Below are 11,412 nucleotides of genomic sequence, written 5' to 3' on the forward strand. Positions count from 1 at the left end.
GGCCAGACGGATTGCCACAAAATTAGAAATTCACTATACACCTAAACATGGGAGTTGGTTAAATATGGTTGAATCAGAGCTATCTGTACTTGTCCGTCAATGTCTCCAACGAAGAATTCCGAATATTGAAACTTTAGAAAAACAGGTCTCGGCTTGGGAGTGCGATCGCAATATTAATCAAGTTCGTGTAGATTGGCGTTTTCGTACAGAAGATGCCAGAGTTAAGCTGTCAAAGATTTATCCAACCCCGCAAAATTAATGGGACAGACCACTAGTACTTTGCAAAATTCAAAATGCTTATGACGTAATACCAATTCTTTGTGAAACTGCACAAAATCAAGCTTGGTGAAACAAAGGGCTTAAGCCCTTTGTTCTGGAGCAACCTTAGATGTAATCGGTATAAGCATTTTGAATTTTGAATAGTATCCTTATTTTTAGTATGATGCACCAATCTCAATGATGAACCTCTAAGGCGAAATTCACCGTATATGGTTCCTCTAGTGATTGCTGATTACTAGCTTTGATCGCATCTAGATAGCGACGCAAATACAACAGTTGTTGAGAATTGGGACGATAAGTAAGACTCCCTTGTTTTTCAAAAAGTGGTGCAGCTGCGATCGCCTGATAGTCAGAATTTTCTTGCGAACTCTGGGTGAGCCAGGTTGAGTCTGTAACTGAAGGTATCAAACCAGAAGGCAGTTCACCTTCCAAAAAAGCTAGGAGGCGTTGCTGACAAGTGCGAGTATTGATCCCACGACCCTCAAATAGCTGGATAACTTCACCAAAAGATAAGGATCGGTCTGGTAGCAGCCGCAGCAATTCTGTAAATAAGAAATAATCAGTGTATTGTTGCCTGGGTATATCTAATATTTGGGGATGCAGAGGCAGCATCGCCAAACCATAAGCAACCCGACTGCAATTAGGAGCGCCGTTGTCGCCGAGATATAAATCTTGAATAATCTTAGCGCTGGGGAGTTTTTGCCGTAGCCAGCGATTCACCGTCCCAACACAAGCCACCCCACCAGTCAGGATAGCTTGATTAATGGATTCTGTGGGGATGCCACGAGCTACCAACAACTTGTTGAGTTCTCGGTTCAGGCGGCGCACAAAGGGGATAAATACCTGGCTTTCTAAATCTCGCCGCTGCAAAATCCACTGCTGATCGGCCAATTCCAGAGTAAAAGAGTCTTGGTGTTGCAAAATCAGTTTTAGGGCTAGTGCGGCATCTAATACCGCCTGTCCCAGCAGAGAACTTTCTAGACGCTGCTGGAGGCGAATCCGAGCGGTGATATCTGGTTCCCCGACCCTGGGTAGTTCTAATTCTTCCAACCCTAAACTCTGCCAACGCATTTGGTCTAAACCGGGAATTGACGGTTGCCATTGCCAAGGATTACTGGTAATAGTTTTGCGTTGGCGTAGCCCGCCGCAGGCATCGCTTAGTGTTTCTGGGCGTGATTGCCGAGATTTAGGTGGCAATAGCAGCTGGCAGATAATATCTTGTTCAATTCCCTTGCCAGCATAGGCAAAACTATGGAGCATGAAATCATTGTATGTCAATTGCAGCAATGCTTCTGGGACATCTACCAGCAACATTTCTGTGGCAGTTGTCCCAATGTTAATCACAAGGGTGTTGCCAACAATGGAATGTTCACTGGTTTTTGCAGGATGAGAACCCTGACGTTCGCTTAATTTTACTTGCTCACCGTTAGCAGCATCGAGTTCTGGGAGTAAACTAGCGATCGCTTCTTCTACAAAAAAGACTTGCTGCGGATGTTGGATAAGTTTGCTGGTGAGTAAAGCTTCCCGCACGTTGAAGCGATATTGTTCCGACCAGCTAGATGGACAGGTGCAAATGACACCAGCAATATTATTGATAATCTTGGGAAAATCTTGTTCGCTGATCCCCATAGCAGCAGCCATTAAACTAGGGGTGGTACAAGTTTTTTCGGATTTGAGGGTTAACAGTAGCTTAGAGAGCGATCGCACAACCCAAATCAAAGGACCTGCCGAAAATTCATTTAATTGCAAAACAGGTTCCCATTTTTGCCGTTCGCTCTTGTAGGGAATGGCTACTTGTAAATAGGGCTTCAACTGCGCCGAGTAGAGATTGTTTATTGTCGAATCTGCTGTTGATCTCGGTGTTGCAGGGATTGTAGCTGAATGCTCAGGTACTTTATCTTGGGCAACAGCCGCAGGTGCAGTCTGTTCATGTGCTTCGATACTTTCGTTTTCACCGTGGGGAACAGAAGCTGTAGGCAGATAAACCTCTGTTGGTAAACGAAATGATTGCTGGAAGGAAGTTGTTCCCGGCGAATTTTCTGCTGACCAGTAGATAGGATGTACAACAAAAGTCGAGCGATTTAATAATGCGGCAGAAATTCCTGTTGTACCTAAATCAATCCCTAAATACCAAACTGATTCTACAACATTGAGCGAAGCTTCGGGATTGTTAGTGGAGTTGGAAATTGAAGGTAAAGAACCTTCTTGAACAGGAGTTGTGACTTCCTTTTTTTGTTCAGCTTCTACCTGGGGAATTACCAAACTGGAGAAAGCAGCAGTTGAGGTATTTTCTACTATTTGGAGATTTTCTGTTTGCGGCTCAGGGGGAATTGTGGGGATTATGTCTTGATTTTTAGTAACCAGCACCTGAGAAATATCCAAGTTAGTAGCTGGCTGCAACTCAGAATTTAGCTGCCGATCAAAATTAGCCAAATCCCGATCTAATTGCTGCAACTGTTCTTCATCTAAAGAAATATCAGGTACGGCTGGAGCCTGATTTGACTCAACAGAAAGCAAGTTTTCCTGCGGGGAAGCAGCAATGTAGTTATCTAAAAACGGTTCTGGCTGATCAGCAATTAATACTTCCGGTGTGGTGATACCTTCTGGTGCATCTGCTACGCGTAGCTTGCTTCCCTGTAGGGGTACGTTAGGCTTTGCCAACGTAATTTCTGTATTTTCTGCTACTTCTGCGACTTCTGGAGTAACTGGTGCTGTAGTCGTGGCATCCTCCACAGAGGATGATACTTCCAGCAGTTCCTGATCATTACCTGCATTAGGCAATAGGTCAGTTAGGGTATTAATTGTATCAACACTAGCTGGCTGAGTGTCGACTTGTACGGGAAAACTGTCTGTTTGTGGCAGAGAGTTGCTAAGAGGCGACCCTGTATCAGTATCCTCTTCAAAAAATAGTTCTTCCTGTGGTTCTGATGATGAATCTGTAGTTTCTACTAAAGTATCTTGGGATGAAAGACCTATATCTGTCCCTCCAACCGCAGAATCCACGGTTTTAGGGACAGATGGACTCTCGGCGATTGTGGAAGCAGATAAGTCATTTGTGGCAACATCGAGGCTTGGATTATTAACATTACCAGTACCAAACAAACTGGCGTAAAGTTGGTCTACTTCATCGCCAATTAACGCAGAAATATCTTGCGATAATTCGGTCTGGGTTTCAGAAGATTCTGACGAGTCTAAGCCAAGCTGCAACAGCACTGCATCTAGATCCTCTGTGAGGGTAGTCTCCTGTTGCTCAGAATTAATTGTGAGTGAAGATGAAATTTCTGGCTGTATAGGCTCGAAAGGTTGGGGCGCGACTCCAGCAGTTATCTCGGCTCGGTCAGCCAATGATTGTGGTGTCTCAGATTCTACCTCCAACAAAGATGATTGAGAACTAGGGGATTCTGGCTGCAAATGCTGGGTCAAATTATTGAGAAAGCTGGCCATCAACTGTTCGCCTTGCATTCCCTTGCTATGCATTCTTGCCAGTGCTTGCGACAGGGATTCGTAATAAGTATTAATGTTGCGCTGTAGTGCCTCAAAGACTACATTTACTGTCCCATCCAGTGATAATAAACGTTGATCCAACTCCTTGGCCAGATGTGTTAACCTCTCTACACGATCTGGTGATTCTAACAAAGGTTGAGTTGCAGAGGTTGTTGGTTCTGAGTTTGCGTGATTAATTCCTTCTGAAGAACTGGCAGAATTTTCCCAAGTTTGTGCTGCAAGTGGCGTTAAAGTTGGCACAAGGCGACTCATGAGTACCTGTAAAAACTCGGTAATCATTTGATCCTGGTTTGTCAACTGCTGCGCTAAGGAGTAATTTTGCAATCGCCTTTGCTCTAGCTGCCGAATTTCCTGTATAAGAGTTGCTCGTTCTTGCAAAAGCAATTCTAATTCCGATCGCAATGGCTGGATCAAGCTCGAAAATTCACTTTTTAATTGTCCTGCACCAACAGTGCTCTGTTCCTGATATGGTTCAAGCTGCGGTAATTGATACTGGTTATTACCTTGATCAATAAATTTTGTTAATAAAGGCGATCGCGGTTCTTCAGAAGGCTGATTTGGGATGCCTTTCTGTAATGCTTCTTTTTCTTGTAGCCTGACCAAGAAGTTGCGAATTCGTTCTAAAACCTCTTTAGGCTCTTGTGCCTGACCAGACAGAAATCTAGACACGCGTTTGCCACCGCTGGCAAGTAAGTTGTCAATGTCTGCAATCAGCTTTTGAATTTCGTCTGCACTGGAAGTCACTTTTGTTACCTTACCTAAAAACGTATGTCAACTAATGTGACAATTACTTTACAATCACCGTACCCCTATGAGGATCTTACATAGGAGAAGTTTTGAGTGGCAAAAGCCGCTGCTTGGACTTGTGACTGTCATTATGTTATGGATTACTGGGAGTCGTGGCAATCTTCAGTCAGTGTTTGTGTGAGAAGCTTAGTTTTGCAGCTCATTTAATTGCCTATTTTTGAAAATCGCTAAAATACCTGAGCAATAATTTACTCCCTTTAGTATCATTGATGTTGTTTGCCTATATTCTGAACTAATCAAGTTTGCAGTGCAGCTAGCCCCTAAGCAATACAACCGCCGGCTATAAACTACTTTTTGCAAAACTTTTATCCCGTTTAAACTTATAGGTAAAAATTGTCTAGAAAAACGTTCTTGTCGCTTTCTTATGTAGCATAGTTAAGTTTTCTCTTTGAAAGGGAGCTGTGCCTTGATGGCTTAGGCTGAAACTGGCGCTCTTGTTTGTTGTGTGTATATAGCAGCTTGAATAAAAATGTTGTAATGGAAGACCGATATAGCTTGCAAGCACAGGCTAATCCTTGGATGATCACCTCGGCTCCCTTTTTTCAAGGGTTGCCAGAAACTGCTGTGGAATCAGCCCTGATCCATCTTGTTACCCGCACTCATCCAGCCAATCAGGTGATTTTGCTAGAAAATGACTGGGGCGGTTCTGTGTATTTTATTCTGGACGGATGGGTAAAAATTCGCACCTACAATCTGGAAGGAAAAGAGGTAACGCTGAATATTCTTGGCAAAGGGGAATTGTTTGGTGAAATGGCGGCTCTAGATGAAGTACCTCGATCCACAGATGTGATTACCTTGGCCCCGACGGTAATTGGTAGTATGCCTGCTCAAGATTTTGTCAAGTTACTTCAGATAGAACCCTTGGCAGGAGTTCGATTGGCGCAACTCATGGCACGACGCTTGCGGCAAGTAAATCGCCGATTGCGGTTGCGGGAATCTGATAGCCAGTCACGGGTGGCAGATACGTTGCTATTTTTGGCAGAAGGACAGGGAAAAAAAGGGCAAACAGGAACCGAAATCCCCAATTTACCCCATCGGGAATTGAGTAGTTTGAGCGGACTGGCCCGAGAAACGGTGACACGAGTGTTGACAAGGCTAGAAAAAAAAGGCTTGATTAAACGGGATCAAGACACTATTTGTATTCCTGATTTGTCAGCCTTAGAAAGAATGATCGTTTAAGAACTTGTCAGATATGAGTATTTTAGATTCTCTGCCAGATGAGCCGGAGGAAGATCCATCCCCTGAATCTCCAACTCCCCACAATCATTGGTTAGACAAAGAACAGCAGTTAATGCCTCCTCAACTCAAGGCTGAGGCACCCTTGAGGATGGTGGAAACGGCGTTTTTAGCCAGTACCGCTAGCTTAATTTGGTTTATTAATTTTTACTTTCCCTTGGGGCCTGTTTTGCGGATATTTTTTCCGGTGCCCATCGCTCTAGTTTATCTGCGTTGGGGCAAACGCGCGGCATGGATGGCAGCACTCACCTCCGGGTTACTGCTAACGGTACTGATGGGGCCAGCCCGCAGTTTGCTGTTTGTCATGCCCTACGGGTTTATGGGCGTGCTTTTAGGAGCGACGTGGTATCGTCGTCGTGTTCCCTGGATTGTTTCTATCACCTTGGGTACGATGTTGGGTACTTTGGGAGTATTTTTTCGGCTGTGGTTGCTGTCTGTTTTGTCAGGTGAAGACTTGTGGATTTATGTAATTACCCAGGTAACTGAGTTCATAGAGTGGGTATTTTTGAAGCTGAGTTTGTTAGCGAGTCCCAGTGTATTTTTGATTCAAGTGGGAGCGATCGCTCTAATTGTACTAAACAACTTTATCTATCTTTTTATCGTACATCTGGCATCATGGTTGCTTTTTGACCGCCTGGGTAACCCCATTCCCCGGCCACCACGCTGGGTGCAAGTCCTCATGGATTATGAAGGATAGTCAAGAGTTGTGAGTTAATAGTTATGAATTAAACTCCTAACTCCTAACTCCTAATTCCTAACTTTTAACTTTCCAAATGATTAGTATTTATACGCAAAAAGAACAGAGTAAAGAATGGCTGCGACGGTATCGTGGCTGTCTACCCGTATTTGCATGTGTTTTAGGATTTACTGAAACTGGTTTAATTCCAGGGATTTCAGCAGCCGGTCGCACACCAGAGGATCGGAAATATACTGCTTGTGCCGATGCCGAGTTTTTGTATTACGGCCCAGAACATAAAGCTCAATATTCCTTACCACCATTAGCAGCCGGGGCTTCACCTGTGCTGATTTCTCGCGCTGTTTTTGAGTCACTAAAGACACCAGTTCATTTGTTTAATGCTGGTTTACCCCAGCCTCCTGCTGTTCCAGTAATTGATTTGGATGGCGCTCCTGCTCAGTGCTTAAGTGGTGGTTCTGCTATGGAAATCACAACGGTACACCACTTGTTTAAACAAGGGCTACTTTGGGGAGAACGCCTTGCTGCCAATATCCAACATAAGTATGTGATTCTTGGTGAGTGCGTCGTTGGAGGCACTACAACTGCCCTGGCAATCTTAACTGGTTTGGGTATAGATGCTGCCGGAAAAGTTAACAGTAGCCACCCTATTTGTAACCATGCACAAAAGTGGGCACTAGTGGAAGCGGGGCTGGAGAAGATGAGGGGGTCAAGTAGAGACATGGAGAAAACTTTTCCCGCGTCTCCATTTGACCCCCTACAACTCGTCGCATCTGTGGGTGATCCCATGCAAGTGGTGGTAGCTGGGATGGCGATCGCTGCTAGTCGTAATTGTGGTGTAATGCTTGCTGGCGGAACACAAATGCTGGCGGTTTATGCTCTGATAAGTGCGATTGCTCAAGCTTATGCTGTATCATGGCAACCCGAAGCAGTCGTTGTAGGCACAACTCGCTGGGTGGCAGAAGACCCTACTGGCGCTACAGTTGACCTAGCTCTCAGCTTAGGAAAAGGCAACTTAACTCAGAGTGGAGGAACCCCTGCCTTATTAGCAACTGATCTGAGCTTTGCTGATTCTCGTTATCCCCAACTGAGAGCTTATGAACAGGGCTTTGTGAAAGAAGGTATGGGTGCTGGAGCCGCTTGCATAGCCGCTCATCTTAGCCAAGATTGGCAGCAAAACCAACTTTTGGCAGCCATTGAAGCCCAACTTGAACGGCTAAGTACAGCATTTAATTAAGGAAGTAGCCAATTAAATTTGGTAGGACTCTGCGTCCCTCTGCGCTTTATTAAAAACTTCCACCCAGGATTGTCATCAAGTGCTAGCAAGAAATTTATCAATTTGATAGCTGGATTAATTGCTTATACTTAATATATTCTTACAAAGCCATCACTCGACATTGAACCTAAAGGCTTACCTTCCCTACCTCCAGCCATTTTTTTATTCGTTTAACTCAGGTTAAATTTAATGAATTCTCTCTCTGAGTAATTGTTCTTCTAAGGCAGCAATGCGATTGTATGCTGCCGTTAGTTGCGCTGTCAGTCGTTGTATTTGAATTTCTGGTGTTATGTTATCTCCACTTTGACGATGCATGTCTAGATACATGCCATCTGTCAATACATCCTTGTGCTCCATTTCTGGATTGAAATTGTTACGTCCTTTGAACTGGTAGCCTCCAGCCGCACCATTTTCCTGATAATTATGCTTTGCTTGTGTATTCGCTAAAGAACACTCTGAGAAAGCTTGAGCAACTTTACCATCAAGCTGCTCAATCACTTGGCAGAGCGCATCCAGTTTTTCGCTTAAAGTCAGGATTTGCTTCTGTAATGGCTCCATTTAATACCCTCATCCGTACATTCTCTTTATGTTATTCAATTGACTCTCAATGTTAACTATACTTAGGGATTATTTAAGTATTGATAATTTTTGGTGCAAAAGTGAAATTTAAATCATTACTTCTAAAGATAAGTAAAGTTTGACCATAAGTACTAATGAGGAAAATTATGAAGAAAAATCCAACTTGAGGCAAGTAATTGCCGAAAAAATCATTAATTTGACTCAAATAGTCAAAATTAGCGATATTACCAAGAAAAAATACTAATAACTCCCCAACTACACTTTTTCAGTTAGTCAGCCTCTGGTGAATATCTGCTTAATATTAGGTATAATCAAAAATCTCAAATCCAAAATCAATGGATCGACGGTCTTTTTTGCTAGGTACAAGTACATTGGCACTTTCACAAGTGCTTTTTGGTTGTGGTGGAAACAACCAGACGCAACTAAAAGTAAAGTTATTAAAAGGTTCTATACCTGGCCAGATAGTTAATCAATTCCACAAAGGTTTGCAGCAACAGGTGCAATTAAAGTTTGCTCCAGTTGAGCAGATACAGGATTTATTTCAGCAATTACAGAATTGGCAGCAGAAACCAAAAAGCACTGATGAGCAGGGATGGAGTCGCTTTATACCCTTTAGGCAAGGTCAACAAACGGCTGATGCAGACCTAGTGACATTGGGAGATTACTGGTTAAAAGCAGCTATTGAGCAAAAATTGATTCAACCACTCCAAGAGGTACAGGGAAACCAATTAAAGCAGTGGTCTGCTTTAGATGAAAGGTGGAAGAAATTAGTAACGCGCAACGACCAAGGTAACTTGGATACTCAAGGGAAGGTCTGGGGTGCACCTTACAGGTGGGGTAGCACGGTGATTGTTTATAACCGTGACAAGTTGCGAAAATTAGGATGGATGCCCAAAGATTGGAGTGATTTGTGGCGGGATGAAGTGCAGCAGCGCATTTCCCTACTTAATCAACCACGAGAAGTTATTGGTCTGGTCTTAAAGAAGCTAGGAAAATCTTACAATACAGAGAATATTGACCAAGTACCAGACTTGGAAAAGGAATTACAGACATTAAACCGACAGGTTAAGTTATACAGTTCCAATAACTACTTGGAACCTCTAATTATGGGAGATACTTGGCTAGCAGTTGGTTGGTCAAGCGATGTACTGCCAGTTTTGGGAGCTTATCCGCAACTTGGCGCAGTTATTCCCCAATCAGGAACAGCAATCTGGGCAGACTTGTGGGTACGTCCCGCAGGTATTCCTAGGGTTACTTTATCAGATCAATGGATTGATTTTTGTTGGCAACCAAGCACAGCTAAACAAATTTCTGTGCTGACCAAAAGTAATTCACCAATTTCTACAAATATTGTTGCTTCCGATATCCCAAAACCATTATTAAGCTTATTACAGAGCGATCGCGAAGTGTTTGATAAAAGTGAATTTTTGCTTCCTTTACCCCCATCAGCAATAAAACAATACGAGTCTTTATTCGCCAAAATTAAAGTTTAATTGGATATTGGGCATTGGGTAGAGGAGAGGAATTTTCCCCTTGCTCCCAATTCCCCATCCTCTAACTCCTGACTAGAGTAAACGCTGTAACCCTATCTTGTTTTTGACATTTGTTTGGATACTGCATAAAGCTGGACTTGTACTAAAGTTGCAAGTGTAGGTTGCTAAGGGTTCTTTTTGATAGTTAAATACCCGGACGTTGTAACCAAAGTTCCGTGCAGTGCTACCCAAGCGATTCACGAAGTCGTAGCGCTCTACATACTCTAGTAGGCTCCAAATTTGCTGATTCACGATCAAGTCTACTCGTGCAGGTTCTTGTTCAGAAGCTGGATATGCTATCCAATTATCCAATAGCTTTCTCTCAGAGTTTTGTTGTGCCCACCATAAACTGGGAACGGTTAATCGTTCTGGGTTTATGGTGTTAGCTGTGATTACATAATCTTTTGGCTTAGTCAATAAGTCTAGTTCTAGAGGCGCATTAGAAGGCGACGGTATTGGGGGGGTTTGCGCTAACGAGGGCGGGGCTAGTAAAGTGGTGAGGCTAATGGTTAGGAGTAATGAAAATGATGTCTGGCGTTGGCGCAGCCCGCCGCAGGCATCGCACAATTTAGGTATATGCATAGCTGATACTAATTAGTAATTAAGGTATAAGTAAAATTCGCGCAATTTTAAAGTTTAATGGCAACTATACGAATTCTTCGATAGTCTGCCGTCCAAGTTCCTTGTTGATAAAGCGTCGGCTTGAGATATTCCTCCACGACGCGAATTAGTTGTATTTGTTGCTCACCAGAAAGCCCTGCTAAAAAGGCATTGGCGAACATCTGAATCCAGTTTGCCATACCTGCTTCTCCCTCTGCTAGGGGAGTTGGACGAGCAAAAAGGATGGCATGAATGACATCAAAGCCTTGCTGTTCTAGTAAGGTGGCGTACTCGCCAATACTAGGGAAATACCAAGGATTTAGGGCTTTTACAGGAATATTAATTGCTTCTAAGGCGCTTTCCAAAGCTGTGGCGATCGCTTGCACATTTCCCTTACCACCAAATTCTGCTACAAAACGGCCTCCAGGTTTTAGGGATTGATGTATGCAAGCGATCGCACTATCTGCTTCTTTCACCCAATGTAGTACAGCGTTGGAAAATACAGCATCCAATAATTCGTCTACTTGAAAGTTTCTGGCATCAGCTACATCAAAGCGGATATGGGGATAGTTTTGCCTAGCCTTTTCTATCATCGCGGGTGCATGATCAACTCCCCTTACTTCAGCACCAGCTTGGGCAATTTTTTCTGTAAGTTGTCCAGTGCCACAGCCAAGATCCAAAATCGATTCTCCTGGTTTAGGGTTGAGGAAGTTTAGTAAGTCCTCACCATACTGCCAAACAAAAGCGTGTTTATCTTGGTAAAGGGCAGTATTCCAATCATTATTGGGTAAGGAGATATTAGTCATAATTATTAATGGTGGTTCTTAATTGAATGCATAACATTTTTTTATTGTGGGAGTGACTCTTTAGCTCATCCTACTGCGGCGTGAGCGCTACTTCTCTAC

Annotated in this window: 9 protein-coding genes; 5 read left to right on the plus strand and 4 right to left on the minus strand. The window is 43.4% G+C overall.

Annotated elements, in window-relative coordinates; all coding sequences use genetic code 11:
* Positions 1–259 (plus strand): transposase (locus F8R90_RS01295; RefSeq protein ID WP_196508909.1); only part of this gene is annotated, 259 nt, incomplete at its 5' end.
* A gap of 194 nt (positions 260–453) precedes the next feature.
* On the opposite strand, the gene F8R90_RS01300 is transcribed toward F8R90_RS01295, so the two are convergent.
* Positions 454–4,527 (minus strand): hypothetical protein, encoded by a 4,074-nt coding sequence (locus F8R90_RS01300; RefSeq protein WP_196508911.1) that lies wholly within the window; start codon positions 4,525–4,527, stop codon positions 454–456.
* A 540-nt stretch (positions 4,528–5,067) separates the two neighbouring features.
* Between F8R90_RS01300 and F8R90_RS01305 the strand changes: the two genes are divergently transcribed.
* The 3 genes from F8R90_RS01305 (at position 5,068) to cobT (ending at position 7,757) form a co-directional block, all read left to right on the plus strand.
* Positions 5,068–5,769 carry a Crp/Fnr family transcriptional regulator gene (locus F8R90_RS01305; protein ID WP_190890082.1) on the plus strand — a complete coding sequence of 234 codons (702 nt, stop codon included), beginning with the start codon at positions 5,068–5,070 and terminating at the stop codon, positions 5,767–5,769.
* Between the two features lie 13 nt (positions 5,770–5,782).
* Positions 5,783–6,523, plus strand: coding sequence for a DUF2232 domain-containing protein (locus tag F8R90_RS01310; RefSeq protein WP_190889530.1), 741 nt, complete (start codon positions 5,783–5,785; stop codon positions 6,521–6,523).
* A 76-nt stretch (positions 6,524–6,599) separates the two neighbouring features.
* Positions 6,600–7,757, plus strand: a complete 1,158-nt coding sequence (gene cobT, locus F8R90_RS01315) for a nicotinate mononucleotide-dependent phosphoribosyltransferase CobT (RefSeq protein ID WP_196508912.1) — start codon at positions 6,600–6,602, stop codon at positions 7,755–7,757.
* A gap of 225 nt (positions 7,758–7,982) precedes the next feature.
* On the opposite strand, the gene F8R90_RS01320 is transcribed toward cobT, so the two are convergent.
* Positions 7,983–8,354, minus strand: coding sequence for a hypothetical protein (locus F8R90_RS01320; RefSeq protein ID WP_190891452.1), 372 nt, complete (start codon positions 8,352–8,354; stop codon positions 7,983–7,985).
* A 356-nt stretch (positions 8,355–8,710) separates the two neighbouring features.
* Between F8R90_RS01320 and F8R90_RS01325 the strand changes: the two genes are divergently transcribed.
* Complete coding sequence (locus F8R90_RS01325) at positions 8,711–9,868, plus strand: extracellular solute-binding protein (protein ID WP_196508914.1); 1,158 nt, start codon at positions 8,711–8,713, stop codon at positions 9,866–9,868.
* Between the two features lie 72 nt (positions 9,869–9,940).
* Here F8R90_RS01325 and F8R90_RS01330 read toward each other — a convergent pair whose 3' ends face one another.
* Entirely contained in the window at positions 9,941–10,489 is a 549-nt protein-coding gene (locus F8R90_RS01330) for a hypothetical protein (RefSeq protein WP_230966028.1), read from the minus strand.
* A 47-nt stretch (positions 10,490–10,536) separates the two neighbouring features.
* Positions 10,537–11,313 (minus strand): class I SAM-dependent methyltransferase, encoded by a 777-nt coding sequence (locus tag F8R90_RS01335; RefSeq protein ID WP_196508916.1) that lies wholly within the window; start codon positions 11,311–11,313, stop codon positions 10,537–10,539.
* Positions 11,314–11,412 lie beyond the last annotated feature (99 nt).

Origin of the sequence: Nostoc sp. NZL (assembly GCF_015714705.1) — a bacterium.
Classification (GTDB): Bacteria; Cyanobacteriota; Cyanobacteriia; order Cyanobacteriales; family Nostocaceae; genus Nostoc; species Nostoc foliaceum_A.